Here is a 15,356-nt window from a genome sequence, read left to right as displayed (position 1 = left end):
TCACCTTCAGTCGGTGGGTGTGGGGTCGTCCTCGCCGCCCGGCGGCATGTGTGAGTTCTCGGGGCGGCGTGCGAGGCCGACGGCGGAGGCGGCGAGGCCTCCCCAGATCAGGGCCATGGACGCGATCATGAGCACGAGGGCGGAGCCGGTCATGGCGTGTCCTTCCCAGGTCGGTACTGCTCGGTGACCTTGGCGCCCACCTCCGCGGGCAGCCCGAGCTGCTCACGGCTGGGCCACAGCGTGGGATGGGCGATGTCCTTGTGCCAGCGCAGCCACGGCATGAGGACGCCCGCGGCTCCGATGAACAGGATGGTCCCCCATCCGAAGACGACCACGTACCAGGTGGGGTAGCCGCCATACCCGTCGATGGCGAGCGAGACGGCCTTGGAGACGAACATGTAGATCAGGAGCAGGGCGATGACGTTGATGAGCACAGGCCAGTAGCGGCCGGGGCGGATGGTCGAGACGGCGGCGAGGTGTCGTTCGAGCTCATGCCCGCGTCGGCCGAACCAGAGGGCGGCGGCGATCATGCCGACGGCACCGGCGACGATGCCGAGCTGGTTGGACCACTGGTCGACCGTGTCCAGGAGGTACAGACCGGAGGCTGTGGAGAAGCCGAGCACGGACAGGACAGCCGAGACGAGCCCGACGGCGACCGCGGCGATGCGCGGGTTCCAGCCGAACTTGTCCTGGAAGGCCGCGGAGATGGTCTGGATGACGGAGATGAGCGACGTGAGCCCCGCGAGCACGAGCGAGGCGAAGAAGAGCGCGCCGAAGAACTGACCGCCCGGCATCTGCGCGATGACGGCGGGGAAGGTCACGAAGGACAGGCTCACTCCGGTGATGTTCTCGAGCTCGTCGACCCCAACTCCCTGCGTCTGGGCGAGGAATCCGAGCGTCGCGAAGACGGCGAGTCCCGCGAGCAGCGAGAAGGAGCTGTTACCGAACGCGACGACGAGCGCCGGACCCGTCACGTTGGAGCGGCGCCGACGGTAGGACGCGTAGGTGATCATCACGCCGTAGGCGAGTGAGAGGGAGAAGAACACCTGCCCGTAGGCCGCTATCCACACCTCAGGATCTGTGAGTACCGAGAAGTCGGGTGTGAACAACGCCTCGATCCCATCGGATGCACCGGGCAGTGACAGCGCCCTGAAGGCGAGGATCCCGAAGGTCACCACAAGCAACGGGATGCCGACCACGTTGAGCCTCTCGACCCCCTTGTGGATGCCGAGCGCGAGGATGCCGATGGTGAGCGCCCACACGAGGATGAGCGGCAGCGCGACGCTGGGGACGATTTGCGCAGACAGCGTCACGTCGGAGCCGAGCTGTAGGTAGTCGTTGAAGAAGAACCCCGCCGGATCGTCGGCGTAGTCGAGCCCGAAGCTGAACCAGAAGTAGCTCAGCGACCAGGCGATGACCGCGGTGTAGTACAGGCCGATCACGAAGCAGATGGCCACGTGGAACCAGCCCACTCCCTCGGCGTTCCTGTGGACGCGCCGCATCGCGAGGGGCGCAGAACCACGGAACCTGTGCCCGATCGCGTTCTCCAGGAACAGGATGGGGATACCTGCGGTGAGGAGCGCGATCAGGTACGGGACCATGAAGGCGCCGCCGCCGTTCTCGTACGCCTCACCCGGGAAGCGCCAGATGTTGCCCAGGCCGACGGCCGAGCCGATGGCGGCGAGGATGAAGGCCGTCTGGCCGCTCCAGTGCTCGCGCTTCTGCGGCGACGCGGAGTCTCCCGCGGGCGCGGAGGTCGGCTGCTGCGCCATAGGCGGTCTCCCTCATCCGGCGCGCACCCGTCACGGGCCGCGCGTCCCTGCTCCTGACCCACGCTAGCGCCGCTCACCCAGGACCGTCGCGTCGGCTGTGGGGAGCGCAGCCCCGTGAGAGGTGCGCCCGACCGGGTTACCGTGAGGGAATGCACCTCGTGGAACGCGGCGACGGCACTCCCCTGGTGCTCCTGCACGGCTTCGGCGTGGACCACAGGATCCTGCTCCCCCTGGACGACGCGATCGCCGAGGCAGGCCCGTGGCGTCGGATCTACATGGACCTGCCCGGGCATGGGCTGACGCCCGCAGGACACGTCGCGAGCGCGGAGGAGATGGCGAAGGAGGTCGAGCGCCAGATCGACGAGGTGACGGGCGGCGTACGGTTCGCGGTGCTGGGCAACTCGTTCGGCGGCATGATCGCGCGCCGCGTGGCGCACGACCTCGAGGAGCGGGTGCTGGGCCTCGCGACGCTCGCGGGCGTGTTCGTGGCCGAATCCTCCGAGCGCGACCTCCCGGACCGGGCGCTGCTGCTGGAGAACGAGGACGTGATCGAAGGCATGGGCGACGCGGGCGACGACTTCGCAGACATGGCGGTGATCCAGACGTCGGAGCATGCGCAGGCGTTCCTTGACCACGTGCTGCCGGGGCTTGAGGTCTCGGACCGGCGCGCGATGGCGCGGATCGCCCGCCGCTACGGCTTCTCCCGCGAGCCAGAGGATGTCGCCACGGGACCGTTCACCAAGCCCGCGCTGTTCCTCACCGGCAGGCAGGACCACGTGGTCGGGTTCAGGGACGCGTGGGCGAGACACGAGCACTACACGCGCGCCACGTACGCGACGCTCGACTCCGCCGGTCACAACGTCCATCTGGAGAGATCTGCGCTCGCCCGTGCGCTCGTGCAGGACTGGCTCGCGCGCATGGGGCCCGCGGCCGGCGCCTCCTGACGCGACAACCCCGGAATCCTGCTGCAGACGGATGCACGAACTGCCCGGCAGCCGCTTAGAATCGCGGCATGCCCGATGGCCATAGACCCTTGCTCCTCCGTCCCCGCATCGGAGGCCCTCGATGACTCAGGCGTGGCTGCTCCTGCTGCTGGCGATCGCGCTGATCGGCGCGAACGCGCTCTTCGTCGCCGCCGAGTTCGCGTTCGTGACGGCAGACCGCCCCTCCGTGGAGAAGGCGGCCGCCTCCGGCGACAAGCGAGCCGCCTCGATGCAGGCGGCGCTCAAGAAGCTTTCCACCGAGCTGTCGGGCGCCCAGCTGGGCATCACGGTGACGTCGCTGCTGGTCGGTTTCATCGCCGAACCGTCGCTCGCGACGCTTCTCGCGGCGCCGATCAACGCGCTGAACCTGCCTGACGCGACAGCCGCCGTCGTCTCGTTCACGCTCGCGTTCGTGATCGCGACCGGCACGCAGATGGTGTTCGGCGAGCTCGTGCCCAAGAACTGGGCGCTCGCCGAGCCGCTGCGCGTAGGGCGAGCGGTCGCTGGCGCCAACCGAGGCTTCACGTGGTTCGCGGGCCCGCTGATCCGCGTGCTCAACGGCTCCGCGAACCGCGTGGTCCGGATGTTCGGCATCGAGCCGCGCGAGGAGCTCGCATCGGCCCGTTCGGCACAGGAGCTCGAGTCCCTGGCCGAGCGTTCGGCGGCGCGCGGCACGCTCGAGCCCCGCGTCGCGAGACGCCTCGCGCGGGCGGCGGAGATGAAGGCGACCACCGCGTCGGACGCGATGACTCCGCGCACGCGAGTGCACTTCCTCGAGGCCGACGACACTGCCGCAGACCTGCTGACCCTTGCCTCCCGCACGGGGCACGCGCGCTTCCCGGTGATGGGCGAGAACGTGGACGAGATCGTGGGCGTCGCTCACTTCAAGCGTGCGCTCGCCGTCCCTGCCCGTCAGCGTGCCTCCACCTCGGTCAGCGACCTGTGCCTGCCGATCACGTCCGTGCCGTCGACCATGCCGCTCAGCTCGGTGTTGACGGCCCTGCGCGAGGGCTCGCAGATGGCCGTCGTGGTGGACGAGTACGGCGGCACCGACGGCGTCGTCACCCTGGAGGACCTTGTCGAGGAGATCGTCGGCGAGATCGAGGACGAACAGGACCGACCGGTGTCCCGCTTCTGGCGCGTTGCCGAGCGCACGTGGTCGCTCTCGGGCCTGCTGAGGCCTGACGAGGCGGGCGACATCATGCACGTCGACATGCCCGAGGCACGTGAGTCCGACACTCTGGGTGGCCTCCTGACCGAGCACCTCGAGCGCTTCCCACGCCTGGGAGACCAGATCGAGCTCGAGGCGCGCGACGAGGACGACCGCGATGAGGACGACCTGGCGAAGCCTGTGCGCGTGCGCATGACAGTCACGAGACTGGATGGGCATCGCGTGGACAGGGTGCTGCTGGACGTGCTGCCGCCGTCCGACGAGGAGGACGACGATGCCTGACTACGCAGCGATCCTGATCGCGCTCGCACTGCTCGCGGGCAACGCCTTCTTCGTGGGTGCCGAGTTCGCGCTCGTCTCCGCCCGCCGCACCCAGGTGGAGCCTTACGCCGAGGCTGGCTCCTACCCGGCGCGCGTCACGGTGCGTGCGATGGACAGGGTGTCCCTGATGATGGCCGGCGCGCAGCTGGGCATCACCGCATGCTCGCTGGGGCTCGGTGCCATCGGTGAGCCGGCGGTCGCACATCAGCTGGAGAAGCCGCTCGAGGCCATCGGCATCACAGGACCGTGGCTGCACGGCATCGCGTTCGCGATCGCACTCGTGATCGTGGTCTCGCTTCACATGGTGCTGGGCGAGATGGTGCCCAAGAACATCGCGATCGCCGGGCCCGAGCGGTCGGCGATGGTGCTCGGCCCTCCCCTGTACTTCCTGGTGATGGCGCTCAAGCCGATCATCGCGCTGCTGAACTGGTCCGCGAACATCGTGCTGCGCCTGCTGCGCGTGAAGCCGACGGACGAGGTCGCGAGCTCCTTCGATGCCGACGGCGTGGCCGCGCTGGTCGCCGAGTCGCACCAGGAGGGACTGCTCGACGAGCACGAGCTCCGCGTGCTCGAGGGTTCGCTTCAGCTGTCCTTCGAGACGGTGCGCGATGTGCTGACACCTGCGGAGGACCTCGTCACGCTACCGGTGGACGTGACGCCGCAGCGTGCGCAGAAGGAGTGCATCCGCACGGGCTTCTCGCGCTTCCCGCTCGTCAACGACGCCGGGGAGTACGTCGGCTATCTGCACCTGAAGGACTTCGTGGAGGTGCCGCGCGGCGGCGCCACGAAGCCCCTCCCCGAGGACGCGGTGCGTCCGCTGAGCGTCATCCACCCCGACGCGTCGCTCGAGGAGGCGCTCACCGCCATGCAGGCGCGCGGCACGCATCTTGCGCTCGTGAAGGACGACGACGGCACGATCCTGGGCGCGGCCATGCTCGAGGACGTCATCGAGCGTCTCGTGGGCGAGGTCGCCGACGCAGGTCAGGCGGTCGCCGCGCAGGAGTGAGTCGTCACCCGAGCTCGCCTACCCGTAGGCGCTGCAGCGGGGACACCGGGTCAGCAGGTCGTGCTCGCAGCCGACCACGTGCGCGAGGAAGGCCTCCGCGCGTTCCAGGTCAGCGCGCTGCCGGCGTAGGCGCAGCAGCTGCTCGCGGAGCATCTCTTCGCGCCCTGCCTCGTGCCTGTGCAGCACCTGCCGGATCTGGGGCAGGCTCATGCCGATCCCCTGGCATGCGCGCAGCACTCGCAGCCGCTGGAGGTGCTCCTCGGTGTAGTCGCGATGCCCGGAACTGAGCCGGTCTGCGACGACGACTCCCTCCGCGTCCCAGTGCCTGAGCACGTGCTCGGGCACACCGATGGCTGCCGCCGCCTCTCCGATCCTCACGAGTCCATCCTTGCACTTGACCTCAGGTCGACCTGAAGTTCTACGTTCGAGCCCATGGAATCCCCCCGATCGCTCCTCCCGGCCCCCGACCACGTCGAGATCGACGGCGCTCGGATCGCCACGTACGCGCTTGGGTCGGTCGGCGACGCGCAGACTGTCGTCCTGTGCCACGGAACGCCGTGGTCAGCCGAGTCGTGGGCGCCCGTCGCGAGCCTCCTGGCCGATGAGGGCATGAGAGTGCTGCTGTGGGACATGCCGGGCTACGGGAGGTCCAGCCAGGACCCAGCGCTGCCGATGGACCTCGCCTCTCAGATGAGGAGGCTGGCGACGCTCCTCAGCGCGTGGGGCTTGGACCGTCCCCATGTGGTCGCGCACGACGTCGGGGGCGCCGTCGCGCTCGGAGCCCATCTGCTGCTCGGGTCGGAGATGTCCTCGCTTAACCTATGGGACGCGGTGGTCCTGGACCCGTGGGGGTCTCCGTTCTTCCAACTGGTCGCCGACCACGGCGAGGTGTTCGATGCGCTACCCCCGCGGCTCCACTCTGCGCTTGTGCGCGAGTACATCGCGAGTGCAACGCCTGCGGGCCTCTCGCCGGAGTGGATCGCGCGGCTTGCGATCCCGTGGGAGGGACAGGACGGCAGGCGCGCGTTCTCGCGCCAGATCGCCTCCCTCTCGCCCAAGGACACCCGCGCAGTCGCCGGCCGGCTGGACAGCACACGCTGCCCGGTGACGGTCGGGTGGGGTGGTGGGGACCCGTGGCTGCCGCCCGATCAGGCGCCTCTTCTTGCGAAGCGCCTCCGCACGGCGGCTCCTGCCGCGGTGCTGGAAGGGGCCGGCCATCTCACGCCCGTGGAGCGTCCGGAGTCGGTGGCCGCGCACCTCCTATCGCACATGGCCTAGCCGGAACGGGACGATGCGGCGGATGGCCGGTCACGCCCCGCCTGCGAGCCTGAGCCTCTCGTCGCCGTCGCGCAGCAGCTGGGCGGTGACCTCCCCTGGCGCGCCGTGCAGGTGCTCGAACACCGCGTTGTAGGCGGCGAGCCACGCTGATGCAGCCCACGCGACCTCGTGCTCCTCGGCGCTGAACGCGCGGCCGCTCGCCTCCTCATACGCCTCGACCACCCGAGCTCCCGTGTCGATGTCGGCGATCCGGCCACGCTCCGGCAGCGCCACGTGGTCGGCCGCGAGGGTGCCGACGAGCACCGCCTCGGGCCTTGCGGCGATCGAGTCCCAGTCGTGGACGATCGGCACGTCCACGCCGTCGGCGTGATTCCACCGCACGTTGAGGCCGCTGAGGTCGGTGTGCCCGACGACGTGAGGCAGGTGGGCGGCGAGCAGCCGGGAGCGCGCCGCCGCGGCGATGCGGGCGAGTGCGGGCGGAAGCTGGGACTCGATGCGGTGCGGATCCCACCTGTCGGAGGCGGGCGGCGGCCACACGCGGTCGGCATCGTGGTCGTAGTGGAGCCAGGGCGGAGGCGACAGCCTCGACTGGTCCACGCCGTCGAGCGCCTTCACGAGCCGTGCGAGGAGCTGCGCGTAGAGCATTGCGGCGTCACCCTGAGGTTCAGTGGAGCCGTCGTCACGCCATTGCTCGGCGGTGAAGATCTGACCGTCGACGTTCTCGGGCCCGGCCAGCAGGTCCGGGCAGTCGATCCCCGCGTCAGACGCGGCCCTGTGGGCGACGGCGGTGGCAGCGACATGCTCTCCCCCGCCGCGCCGCTTCAGCGCGACCTTGCGCCCATCGTCGAGCACGACTCCCACCACGTCGGACATGGACTGCGCGCCGAAGAACACCTCGCGCGGACCCGAGCCCAGCCGGGCGGTGGCCCACAGCGCGAGGGCGTCGTCGAGACCGGAGGAGGCGGTCATAGACTCACGGTAGCGCCGGGGCGGCCGATGGTTCGGTCGGCAGTGGCGCGAGAAGGAGGAACGGGTGGCGTACGTCGCGACGGGCAGGGTGGCCTCGGAGCCCGACTTCCACGAGTTGCCCGACGGCTCCGCGATCTGCACGTTCCGGCTGGCTTCGAGCCGGCGGGATCGCTGCGGCAACCCGCAGACCGAATGGTTCACGGTCCGGGCCGTGGAGGATGCCGTCGCCGCCAGGGATCTGGCGCGCAAGGGCGCGCACCTCACCGTGAGCGGGACGCTGCGTGCGGCACCGCGCGAGTCGGGGACGGCAGGCCCGGCGGGCATGCTGATCGACTCGGCGTCGGTCGCAGCGGCCGACGACTGAGGCTATGCGTGCGAGAGCTGCTCGGCTCGGGCGCGGCTGCGTGCCGCAGCGAAGCGCCGCTGGAACCACACTCCGACGAGTGTGGCGACGACCGCGCCGAGCAGCACTGTCCACATCCCCATCGCTCCCGCGACGAAGGCGACGGACACGCTGATCGCGAGCGCCTGACGGATGAGTCGGAGCGGGTGCGCGCCGCCGATCCCGCTGGTGCCGATGCCGATGAGGCCCACGCCGACGACGGCTGAGAGTGCCACGCGAGCGCCTGAGCGGATTCCGAGCTCGTAGGCGCCGCTCGCGGTGAGCTCACCGAACGACACGCGCAGCTCTTGTGTGAGGTGGAGCGTGACCGCGGCGGCGATCGCCAGCACGCCCAGCACCAGGAGCGTGATGGCCACGGTGAAGCGCTGCTTGCGCGCCGCCTGACTCTCGGTCACGACCTCAGCATAGGCACGTGGGCATCCTTTTTGTCCGTTTTCCACGCGGCGCGCCGCAGACGGCATACCGGGAGACGACTCGAGCCCGGAGCTCACGAGGAGTTCCGGGCCCGAGCGCGAAGGCTGATCAGCGGCTGCGTCGACGGTTGCCGCCGCCACCTGCGGAGAATGCCGCGGCGGAGCTGTGGCCGCCGGAGCGACGCGACTGGCCCTGACCGCCGGCGGAGGAGCGGCCGCGGCCCTGGGGTGCGTGGCCCTGCGACTGGTCGGCGCCTGCGCGGTCGCGGTTCTGGCCGCGACGGCTTCCCTGCTGCTGTCCTCGGCCACCGCGGGACTGGCCCTGGGCGTCGTCGCGGCGGGGACCGCGTCCACCGCCGTTGCCGCGCGAGCCGCCCTGGCCGCCGGAGCGCCCGTTGCCACCCTGACCGCCGGCGCCCTGGGCGCCGCGGCCACGTCCGCGTCCACGACCGCCCTGGGGCTTGTCCTCGACGGGTGCGGGCTTCACGTAGGGGGCGACCTCCCCGATCAGCGTGACGACCTGCGGAGACGTCGCGTTGACTGCCTGCGGCTCGGCCTTGATGTTGGCCTTGCGCAGCAGCTGCTGCGTGTCGCGGCGCTGCTCGGGCAGCACGAGGGTGACCACGTCGCCCGAGGTGCCGGCGCGAGCCGTACGGCCGGAGCGGTGCAGGTACGCCTTGTGCTCCATCGGCGGGTCCACGTGGACCACGAGCTCGATGCCGTCAACGTGCACGCCACGCGCGGCGACGTCGGTGGCGACGAGCACCTTGGCCCTGCCCTCGGCGAACGCGGCGAGGTTGCGGTCACGGGCGCCCTGGGCGAGGTTGCCGTGCAGGTCCACGGACGGGATGCCCTCCGCGGTGAGCTGCTTGGCGAGCTTCTTGGCCTGGTGCTTGGTGCGCATGAAGAGGATGCGGCGACCGGTGCCCGACGCGAGGGCACGGACGACGTCCTTCTTGCCGTCGGCACCGTTCACGTGGAAGACGTGGTGCGTCATGGCGTCCACGTGGCTGTCGGCGCTGTCCACCGAGTGCGTGATGGGGTTGTCGAGGAACCGCTTGACGAGCTTGTCGACGCCGTTGTCCAGCGTGGCGGAGAACAGCAGGCGCTGTCCGCGCTGCGGGGTGGCGTTCATGATGCGGGTGACGCCGGGCAGGAAGCCCAGGTCGGCCATGTGGTCGGCCTCGTCGAGCACCGTGATCTCGACCGAGTCGAGCGAGACGATGCCCTGCTTCATGAGGTCCTCGAGGCGGCCGGGGCACGCCACGACGATGTCCGCGCCGCGGGCCATCGCGTTCTCCTGGCGGCGCTGGTTGACGCCGCCGAAGATCGTGGTGGTGTTCATGCCGTAGGCGGCGGCGAGCGGCGCGATGACGGCGTCGATCTGGGTGGCGAGCTCGCGGGTCGGCGCGAGGATGAGGGCACGCGGGCGACCCGGGCGGGCCTTGCCGCCCTTGGCGCCCAGGCGCGCGGCGACGGGGAGCGAGAACGCGAGGGTCTTGCCGGAGCCGGTCTTGCCGCGGCCGAGCACGTCGCGGCCTGCGAGCGTGTCGGGGAGGGTGTCGGCCTGGATGGGGAACGGGGTGAGCTTTCCCTCGCGCTCAAGCACGGTGGTGAGCTGCGTGGGCACGCCGAGATCGGCGAAGTGGATGGGCATGAATGCCTTTCAAGCTTGGCGCCGGGCGCACGCGAGCGCGCGCTTGCTGTCCGTGGAAGTCACGGCACCGGCAGTGGTGGCGAATCGCGAAGGTGTCCGCGTTCGTTCGCCGAAGAGAGGATTTCTACGAGCCGCGCGGGTGTCTTGGGGACTAGGCGCTGGCGAGAAGGAGAAGCAATCTGCGACGCATGCAGGCCGTTCTTGCTGGCTGCACCTGACAAGGATACCAGGCGGGGTGTTCCGTCCCAGGCGAGCGGCGCGTCGGCCGGGTCAGTCGGTGCCGAGCGGCACGCACTCCCAGTCGCCGAAGTGCTCGAGCCCGGCCGCGAGAGCGGAGGACTGCGAGGCGACGTTGTCGGGCTGGGTGCGGTACTGGGGTTCGTAGCCGTGCTGCCAGCAGTGGGCGGCGAGGGCGCGGACGACGCGTCGGCCGTGTCCCCTGCTGCGATGCCAGGGTGAGGTGAGGACGCCGATGTCGGCCATGGGCCCTCCTCCCCAGGGGTAGGCGCTGGCCGCGGCGGCCAGGTCGTCGCCTTCGAAGGCGCCCATGACGGCCCAGTGGTCGAGCTCGACGTAGGCGAGGTCGATGTCCTCCTCGGAGATCGGCTCAAGGAAGGCAGCGAAGACGTCCGCGTCGCGGTCGCGCAGCAGCCGGATGGTGGTGGGCGGCGTCTCGTTCTCGACGATCGTGCGGATGCTGGTGCGGAACAGGTACACCAGGTCGGGGTCGGTGAGCTCGTAGCCGGCGGAGGCGATCCGCGCACGGGCCTCGTGAGCGTCGACCGGGTGGTCGTCACGGAAGCCCGCAGCGTCGGCCACCTGGGGCGCGACGGAGACCTGGGGCGCGTGGTGGGGCCGACCGAGGATCTCGACGGGCCTGTCGGCGCGGAGATCCGGGTTGACGAGCAGGTGCAGATCGACGGTGTCGACGAGCGATTCCCCCTGGTAAGGAGACAGCCAGAAGTGCTCGGCTTCGTCGGCGAAGAGGGCCATACCGTCACGGTATCCGGTCCCGGCGCGAGGGCCGCGCAGGCTGGCCGTGGCGGTGGAGACCCGGTCCCGCGCGGAGGCCGGCGTCGGCATCCTCAGGTGAGGGTTACCCGGACGAAACACCGCGTCCGTACTGTCGTGAGGATCGGCCCTGCGAGAGGAGAGTCATGATCGAGGACTGGTTCGAGTTCGGGATCGCCGTGGCGATCAGCATGGGTGCCGCGGCCCTGGCCCTGCTCGCGGTGGAGATGGTGATGCGCCTGTTCGCGAGGCGTCACGAGAACGTGAAGGCGCTGCTCACGCGAATGCGGAACCCTGTCTGGTCGCTGGGGCTGCTGTGCGGGCTATGGCTGGGCGTGCATGCGAGCTTCCGCGGCAGCGAATGGGTCGGGGCGATCTCCCAGCTGTTCACGATCCTGGCGATCGCGGGGCTCGCGTGGCTGCTCATCGAGCTGGTGAAGTATGTCTCCGATCTGGCGCTCGGGCATCAGAGCATCGACGTGCCCGACAACAGGCTCGCGCGGCGGCTGCGGACGCAGACGCTGATCGTCCGTCGCCTCGCGATCGCGATCATCGTGGTGATCGCGATCGGTGCGGCGCTGTTCACCTTCGACTCGGTGCGGGCGGTCGGGGCGAGCGTGCTGGCGTCGGCGGGCATCGCGTCGATCGTCGCGGGTCTGGCGGCTCAGTCGGTGCTGGGCAACATGTTCGCGGGCATCCAGCTGGTCTTCAGCGATGCGCTCCGGGTGGACGACGTGATCGTCGCCGAGGGCGAGTGGGGTCGCGTGGGCGAGATCACGCTCAGCTACGTGGTGCTGGACCTGTGGGACGACCGCCGCCTGGTGCTCCCCTGCACCTACTTCACGACGACGCCGTACCAGAACTGGACGCGGCAGGGTTCGGAGCTGCTGGGCTCGGTCGAGTTCGACCTCGACTGGCGGGTGTCGCCGCAGAAGATGCGCGAGCACCTGGAGGAGGTCCTCACGCAGACCCCGCTGTACGACGGCAGGGCCCACGTGCTGCAGGTCACCGAGGCGACGGCCGGGTATGTGCGGGTGCGCATCCTCGTGACCGCGAAGGACGCGCCGACGCTGTACGACCTGCGCTGCTTCGTGCGCGAGGCGATGGTGCTGTGGATCCAGTCGGTGCTGCCCGAGGCGGCGCCTGCACAGCGCGTGCTCGTGTCCGAGCAGGCCGCGCCCGGCCGACGCGCCAAGAAGTCCGAGCAGGCCGGCGACTCGGGCCTGTTCACCGGCAGTGCGGAGGCCGAGGAGCGGGCGAGCCACTTCACGCACGGCCAGCCGCGCGAGGCCCGCGGCGACGTGCTCGAAGGGCTGATCGAGGAGGAGCCGCCGCTTCCCGACGGCCCGGTGGTCGTCGCAGACGAGCCGAAGGCGACGCGGGCGGGCGTCACCGACTGAGCGGTGCGCCGGCCCGCCGCCCGGAGCGGTGCAGTCAGCCGAGCACGTCCTCGATGAACGCCTCGGCGGCGTCGAGGTGGTGCGGCTCGATCCCCCGGTCCGGCGCGGGCGAGAGGGTCAGGAGCCTGCCTCCGGGCCAGAACTCGGGCGCAGGCGCACCTTCGATCGCGAGCTCGTCGCGCCACGAGTCCAACAGGTCGTCGATCCAGACGACGCCGTCGTAGAGCGCGAGCGCCTCGCGCGCACGCACCGCCTTCCACCAGCCCACCTCGGCGAAGGCGCGCCCGCCGCTGTGGTCCAGGTACTCCCAGTCCTCGCCGAGCCCCAGCACGCCGCCGAGCATGCGGGGCGCTCTCCACGTCCAGGTGGTGCACCACAGTCCTTCGACGTCGGGCCGGCCGGTGAGGTCGCGCAGCCGGTCGACGACGGCGGTGGACCACTCGACGTCCAGCAGGTCCTCGATGGGCTCGACTCGCCATGTGTCGGCGGGCCAGTGGTCGCGCGGCGCATCGGGGGCTGCGAACGGGCACAGCACGCCGTCCACGTCCAGCAGGAGCGCCACCGACGCCATGTCCTCTCCCCTCGCTTCTCACACCGTTCGCGTGCGGGTCGATGAGTTCGACGATACGCGTGTACGTTTGCGGGCCGCCCGTTCCCAGCCCGCCGAGGAGGCCGGATGATCGCGCCGACGCTGACACCGGGTTCGCCGCTGGCGAGGCTCGGTGAGACGGCGCTGCAATGGGGGCACTCTATGGAGACGCTCTCTGGAACCCCGGTGGAGCAGATCCAGCGCACGGCACGCCTGGCGGCGTGGCTCGCGGGCCAAGGCGTCTCTCCCCTGATCGTCTCCACGCCGTCGGCCGAGCACGCCTTGCTGCTGCACCGGTACGTCACGGAGAACTGGATGCACCCCGACATGTGCTGGATCGCGTCGGCGCCCATCCTCACCCTGGCGCCTGCGCGGAGCATGGTCGTGATGACGCTGCGGCACGGAGACCTCGAGCGTCTCGACACCCTCAGCGACGGCACCGAACCGCACGTGACGCTCACGGGATCCGGGATCCTCCGCGTGGTCCTGCACCACCCGATTTTGGGACCGCGCTAGCGGTCGACCGGGACCTCCGGTCCGCGGGGCGGGTACCAGCGGTACCAGGACCAAAGGGCGACGGGACGGCTATGGACACCTGCCTACGATCTGGCCATACGAACCGATCACAGGAGGTCACGATCATGGGCAAGCTGGTTGTCTGCGGAGTCGACGGGAACTTCGGAGGCTTCGCGGCCTCCGTGCTGCGGGAGCTCGTCCCCGCGGACAGGATCAAGGTGACGGCGCCGACGCCCGACGCACTCGCCGAGTACGAGGCCGCCGGGATCGAGACGGCTGTCACCAACTTCAACGACCCCGACGGTCTCGCCGCCGCTTTCCAGGGCGCCGACAAGGTGCTCGTCGTGTCGATGCCGTTCGTCGGCCCCAAGCGTCGCGCCGCCCACAAGAACGCCGTCGACGCTTGCGTGGCCGCCGGCGTCCGCCAGGTCGTCTACACGTCGCTCGTGAACGCGACCGACCCCGAGAACCCGAGCATCGAGAAGATCGACCACGCCTGGACCGAGGCGTACATCCAGGGAACCGACCTGGACTACGTGTTCCTGCGCAACTCGCAGTACGCGGAGGCGATGGTCACCGCCTACTTCGGCTCGCTCGAGCCCGGCGCGATGGCGAACAACGGCGGAGACGGCCTCATGGCCTTCATCTCCCGCAAGGACTGCGCCCGCGCAGCCGCGCACGTGCTCGCCAACCCGTACCTGCACCACCAGGTCCTCAACATCAACGGCGCCGAGGCGATGACCATGGCCCAGTTCTGCGAGTACGGCAACCAGGCCACGGGCAACAGCATCCCGTTCCACGAGTTGACCGACGAGCAGCAGTACGCGGTCTTCGACGCGATGGGCGTGCCCCGCACCACCGACGGCGAGTTCAAGGACGGCTCCGAGGCGCCGTTCTCGTCCGAGGGCATGGTCACCTTCGGCGAGGCGATCCGCCTGGGCAAGATGGCCGTCTGCTCGCTCGACTACACGGTCGTCACGGGCCGCAAGCCCATCACCGTGCTCGAGATGTTCCAGGACGCCGACAACTTCCAGGTGGGAGCGCGCCACTCGGTCGACGCGTAGCGCCTCGTACGCAGGCCCCGGCACCGCAGGGTGTCGGGGCCTCGTCGCGTCTGGTTCTACGCGGGCTCGCCGCGCAGGTAGGAGCGGACGTCAGCTCGAGCCTTGTCGAGCGCGGCACGGCGCGCGCGGAGCGAGTCGGCGTCCGTGGCTCCTTCGGTCGAGGTGTCGGCGTCGACGGCGTCGACGAGCGCATTCAAGACGTCCTTCGCCCGCATCGCGCTGGCGAGCCGCTTGTCCCCTGGCGCTGCCTCGTGGAGAGCGTGCAACTCCTGGTCGGCCGCGAGGACGCGCGGCTTCGCCGACTGCCACAGCGCGGCGGCCTCCGCGGCGCTGGGCTTGGCGAGCACCTGCGGGACCAGGGAGTCCTCAAGCCAGGACATCTCCGCCCGCGCAGTCGCGAGGCGCCTATCCCAGGCGCGGCGCTTCGAGGCGGCACGCGCCCAGATGATGAGCAGGACTAGCAGGACGAGCGCGGCGATCGCCCAGGGCCACCAGACGAAGGGCTCCTCGTCAGCGGCTTCCTCAGGCGAGGCGCTCGGCTCCGGCGTTGCCTGCTCGGTCTCCTCGGGAGCTGCTTCCTCCGTGACAGTCTCGACCGGTGCGGGTTCGGCGGTCTCCGTCGGTTCGGGATCGGGTGCGTCGGTCGTGCGGGTCGGAAGGCTGATCGACGGCAGCCGTGACGGGTCGATGTCGGGCAGGCTGTCGCATGCGGCGGTGCCGAACACGAGAGCTGTCCCCACAGTCCCCGCGACGATGATCCGGACGGCTCTTCTCACGACGTTCCCCCTCGTCGGACGGGTGCT

The 15,356-nt window shown here is 70.2% G+C and carries 17 protein-coding genes; 8 read left to right on the top strand and 9 right to left on the bottom strand.

Annotated elements, in window-relative coordinates; all coding sequences use genetic code 11:
• Positions 1-6 precede the first annotated feature (6 nt).
• Together QQX04_RS12120 and QQX04_RS12115 are read right to left on the bottom strand one after the other, a co-directional pair.
• On the bottom strand, positions 7-153 hold the full coding sequence (locus QQX04_RS12120; protein WP_301129562.1) for a methionine/alanine import family NSS transporter small subunit: 147 nt from the start codon (positions 151-153) through the stop codon (positions 7-9).
• A complete protein-coding gene (locus tag QQX04_RS12115) occupies positions 150-1,772 on the bottom strand; it encodes a sodium-dependent transporter (protein ID WP_301129560.1) in 1,623 nt (540 codons plus the stop codon). The genes QQX04_RS12120 and QQX04_RS12115 overlap by 4 nt, the downstream gene beginning before the upstream one ends.
• Before the next feature lie 149 nt (positions 1,773-1,921).
• On the opposite strand from QQX04_RS12115, the gene QQX04_RS12110 reads away from it, so the two are divergent.
• The 3 genes from QQX04_RS12110 to QQX04_RS12100 all read left to right on the top strand — a co-directional run bounded on the left by QQX04_RS12110 (position 1,922) and on the right by QQX04_RS12100 (position 5,253).
• Positions 1,922-2,716: an alpha/beta fold hydrolase gene (locus tag QQX04_RS12110; RefSeq protein ID WP_301129558.1), complete on the top strand. Its 795-nt coding sequence runs from the start codon at positions 1,922-1,924 to the stop codon at positions 2,714-2,716.
• Between the two features lie 121 nt (positions 2,717-2,837).
• Positions 2,838-4,208: a hemolysin family protein gene (locus QQX04_RS12105; RefSeq protein WP_301129556.1), complete on the top strand. Its 1,371-nt coding sequence runs from the start codon at positions 2,838-2,840 to the stop codon at positions 4,206-4,208.
• The gene (locus tag QQX04_RS12100; protein ID WP_301129554.1) at positions 4,201-5,253 is read left to right on the top strand and encodes a hemolysin family protein; all 1,053 of its coding nucleotides are present in this window, start codon (positions 4,201-4,203) and stop codon (positions 5,251-5,253) included. The genes QQX04_RS12105 and QQX04_RS12100 overlap by 8 nt, the downstream gene beginning before the upstream one ends.
• Positions 5,254-5,271: 18 nt before the next feature.
• On the opposite strand, the gene QQX04_RS12095 is transcribed toward QQX04_RS12100, so the two are convergent.
• Positions 5,272-5,631 (bottom strand): helix-turn-helix domain-containing protein, encoded by a 360-nt coding sequence (locus tag QQX04_RS12095; protein ID WP_301129552.1) that lies wholly within the window; start codon positions 5,629-5,631, stop codon positions 5,272-5,274.
• 54 nt (positions 5,632-5,685) lie between these two features.
• On the opposite strand from QQX04_RS12095, the gene QQX04_RS12090 reads away from it, so the two are divergent.
• Positions 5,686-6,531, top strand: coding sequence for an alpha/beta fold hydrolase (locus QQX04_RS12090; RefSeq protein WP_301129550.1), 846 nt, complete (start codon positions 5,686-5,688; stop codon positions 6,529-6,531).
• A gap of 30 nt (positions 6,532-6,561) precedes the next feature.
• On the opposite strand, the gene QQX04_RS12085 is transcribed toward QQX04_RS12090, so the two are convergent.
• Positions 6,562-7,500, bottom strand: coding sequence for a phosphotransferase (locus tag QQX04_RS12085; RefSeq protein WP_301129548.1), 939 nt, complete (start codon positions 7,498-7,500; stop codon positions 6,562-6,564).
• 64 nt (positions 7,501-7,564) lie between these two features.
• Between QQX04_RS12085 and QQX04_RS12080 the strand changes: the two genes are divergently transcribed.
• Complete coding sequence (locus QQX04_RS12080) at positions 7,565-7,864, top strand: single-stranded DNA-binding protein (RefSeq protein WP_301129547.1); 300 nt, start codon at positions 7,565-7,567, stop codon at positions 7,862-7,864.
• Positions 7,865-7,866: 2 nt separating this feature from the next.
• On the opposite strand, the gene QQX04_RS12075 is transcribed toward QQX04_RS12080, so the two are convergent.
• From QQX04_RS12075 to QQX04_RS12065, 3 genes are all read right to left on the bottom strand, one after another.
• Positions 7,867-8,298: a hypothetical protein gene (locus QQX04_RS12075; RefSeq protein WP_301129545.1), complete on the bottom strand. Its 432-nt coding sequence runs from the start codon at positions 8,296-8,298 to the stop codon at positions 7,867-7,869.
• A 127-nt stretch (positions 8,299-8,425) separates the two neighbouring features.
• Complete coding sequence (locus tag QQX04_RS12070; RefSeq protein WP_301129543.1) at positions 8,426-9,973, bottom strand: DEAD/DEAH box helicase; 1,548 nt, start codon at positions 9,971-9,973, stop codon at positions 8,426-8,428.
• A 270-nt stretch (positions 9,974-10,243) separates the two neighbouring features.
• Positions 10,244-10,966, bottom strand: coding sequence for a GNAT family N-acetyltransferase (locus tag QQX04_RS12065; protein WP_301129541.1), 723 nt, complete (start codon positions 10,964-10,966; stop codon positions 10,244-10,246).
• Between the two features lie 164 nt (positions 10,967-11,130).
• Between QQX04_RS12065 and QQX04_RS12060 the strand changes: the two genes are divergently transcribed.
• On the top strand, positions 11,131-12,384 hold the full coding sequence (locus QQX04_RS12060; protein ID WP_301129539.1) for a mechanosensitive ion channel family protein: 1,254 nt from the start codon (positions 11,131-11,133) through the stop codon (positions 12,382-12,384).
• Positions 12,385-12,418: 34 nt separating this feature from the next.
• Here QQX04_RS12060 and QQX04_RS12055 read toward each other — a convergent pair whose 3' ends face one another.
• Positions 12,419-12,955 (bottom strand): HAD domain-containing protein, encoded by a 537-nt coding sequence (locus tag QQX04_RS12055; RefSeq protein WP_301129537.1) that lies wholly within the window; start codon positions 12,953-12,955, stop codon positions 12,419-12,421.
• 105 nt (positions 12,956-13,060) lie between these two features.
• On the opposite strand from QQX04_RS12055, the gene QQX04_RS12050 reads away from it, so the two are divergent.
• Entirely contained in the window at positions 13,061-13,489 is a 429-nt protein-coding gene (locus tag QQX04_RS12050) for a hypothetical protein (RefSeq protein ID WP_301129536.1), read from the top strand.
• 125 nt (positions 13,490-13,614) lie between these two features.
• On the top strand, positions 13,615-14,553 hold the full coding sequence (locus QQX04_RS12045; RefSeq protein WP_301129534.1) for an NAD(P)H-binding protein: 939 nt from the start codon (positions 13,615-13,617) through the stop codon (positions 14,551-14,553).
• A 56-nt stretch (positions 14,554-14,609) separates the two neighbouring features.
• Here QQX04_RS12045 and QQX04_RS12040 read toward each other — a convergent pair whose 3' ends face one another.
• Entirely contained in the window at positions 14,610-15,329 is a 720-nt protein-coding gene (locus QQX04_RS12040) for a hypothetical protein (protein ID WP_301129532.1), read from the bottom strand.
• Positions 15,330-15,356 lie beyond the last annotated feature (27 nt).

The organism is Demequina zhanjiangensis, from assembly GCF_030418315.1.
Lineage (GTDB): Bacteria > Actinomycetota > Actinomycetes > Actinomycetales > Demequinaceae > Demequina > Demequina zhanjiangensis.
The sequence above is the reverse complement of the archived record's forward strand: the minus strand, read 5'-3'. Positions and strand labels throughout refer to the sequence as shown.

Excerpts from the sequence above, each read along its gene's own strand:
- QQX04_RS12120 (WP_301129562.1), bottom strand. The coding sequence starts at position 153 with ATGACCGGCTCCGCCCTCGTGCTCATGATCGCGTCCATGGCCCTGATC.
- QQX04_RS12115 (WP_301129560.1), bottom strand. The coding sequence starts at position 1,772 with ATGGCGCAGCAGCCGACCTCCGCGCCCGCGGGAGACTCCGCGTCGCCG.
- QQX04_RS12110 (WP_301129558.1), top strand. The coding sequence starts at position 1,922 with ATGCACCTCGTGGAACGCGGCGACGGCACTCCCCTGGTGCTCCTGCAC.
- QQX04_RS12105 (WP_301129556.1), top strand. The coding sequence starts at position 2,838 with ATGACTCAGGCGTGGCTGCTCCTGCTGCTGGCGATCGCGCTGATCGGC.
- QQX04_RS12100 (WP_301129554.1), top strand. The coding sequence starts at position 4,201 with ATGCCTGACTACGCAGCGATCCTGATCGCGCTCGCACTGCTCGCGGGC.
- QQX04_RS12090 (WP_301129550.1), top strand. The coding sequence starts at position 5,686 with ATGGAATCCCCCCGATCGCTCCTCCCGGCCCCCGACCACGTCGAGATC.
- QQX04_RS12085 (WP_301129548.1), bottom strand. The coding sequence starts at position 7,500 with ATGACCGCCTCCTCCGGTCTCGACGACGCCCTCGCGCTGTGGGCCACC.
- QQX04_RS12070 (WP_301129543.1), bottom strand. The coding sequence starts at position 9,973 with ATGCCCATCCACTTCGCCGATCTCGGCGTGCCCACGCAGCTCACCACC.
- QQX04_RS12065 (WP_301129541.1), bottom strand. The coding sequence starts at position 10,966 with ATGGCCCTCTTCGCCGACGAAGCCGAGCACTTCTGGCTGTCTCCTTAC.
- QQX04_RS12060 (WP_301129539.1), top strand. The coding sequence starts at position 11,131 with ATGATCGAGGACTGGTTCGAGTTCGGGATCGCCGTGGCGATCAGCATG.
- QQX04_RS12055 (WP_301129537.1), bottom strand. The coding sequence starts at position 12,955 with ATGGCGTCGGTGGCGCTCCTGCTGGACGTGGACGGCGTGCTGTGCCCG.
- QQX04_RS12050 (WP_301129536.1), top strand. The coding sequence starts at position 13,061 with ATGATCGCGCCGACGCTGACACCGGGTTCGCCGCTGGCGAGGCTCGGT.
- QQX04_RS12045 (WP_301129534.1), top strand. The coding sequence starts at position 13,615 with ATGGGCAAGCTGGTTGTCTGCGGAGTCGACGGGAACTTCGGAGGCTTC.